Annotated in this window: 1 protein-coding gene; it reads left to right on the forward strand. The window is 71.3% G+C overall.

The window, feature by feature from the left end; genetic code table 11:
* On the forward strand, nt 1-956 hold a 956-nt coding region (locus amrb99_RS49440; protein ID WP_206700435.1), incomplete at its 5' end, for a site-specific integrase.
* Nucleotides 957-1,068 lie beyond the last annotated feature (112 nt).

Consider the following 1,068-nt stretch of genomic DNA (forward strand, 5'->3'; position numbering starts at 1 on the left):
CGGCGGCCGAGGAAGGCCGCGCGCCGCACCTGCCTGACGACCTGCGGCAGGTACACAAAGTGGTCTCGGTCGCGACGCAGCACCGCATCATGGCGACCCTGCGCACGGCGTACAACAAGCTGGTCAAGGGCCCTTACCCGCTCTCCTGGAACCCGGTGCACGCGGTCATATCCGAGATGCCGCCCGAGACGCGCGGGCCGGCCACCGTGTGGGGCCCCGAAGAGGTCCAGAATTTCCTGGTGAAGTCGGTAGACGACCCCTACCACGTCATCTACAGGCTCGTCCTCCTGCGCGGCCCCCGGCGCGGCGAAGTGCTAGGGCTGCGCTGGCGCGACCTGGACCTTTCGGGGCCCGCCGCGACGGCGACCGTTCGGCAGACCCTGCTCAACCAGTCCGGCGTCTATTTCGACGTCCCGAAAACGGCGGCCGGATGGCGCGTCATCTCGCTCGACAAAGTCACCGCGGACCTGTTCCGCGAGCGCAAACAGCGGGCGATGGCGCTCGCGGCGTCGCGCGGCGAGGAATGGGACGAGAACGTGCTCATCTTCACCCGGGCAGACGGGCGCTACATCAACCCGGACTGGGTCGGCAAGAAATTCCGGATCCTGGCGGCCCGGTACGGGCTGCCGGTGATCCGGCTGCACGACGCCCGGCACACGGCGGCGACGCTCGGGCTGGAGGCGGGACTCGCCGTCAAGGTCGTGAGCGAGCAGCTCGGGCACAGCACGACGCGGATCACCGAGGATCTCTACATGAGCGTCCGCCGGGTCGTGGCGAACGCCGCCGCCGAGCAGATCGCCACGTTCGTGAAGGGCGCGGACGGGGTCTGGCATCGGCCGGGCGACGCGGCGCCGGGGCAGGCCGTCGTCCTCCGGCCGCGCCCGCAGAAGGTCCGGCGCTGGAGCCAGCGCGGGGACGCCGGCCACGGGGCAGTGCCCACTCGGCCCACTCGCTGACCGCGCGGTCCCAGATTGGTCCCAACCGGGCCGCCGCGCCGCTGGCTACGGCGCGTGACGCGGGTCCGGGCAGGCGTATCGCCTGGTGAGCGGAGGCTGTGGGATTCGAACC

This window comes from Actinomadura sp. RB99 (assembly GCF_014706005.1).
GTDB lineage: Bacteria > Actinomycetota > Actinomycetes > Streptosporangiales > Streptosporangiaceae > Spirillospora.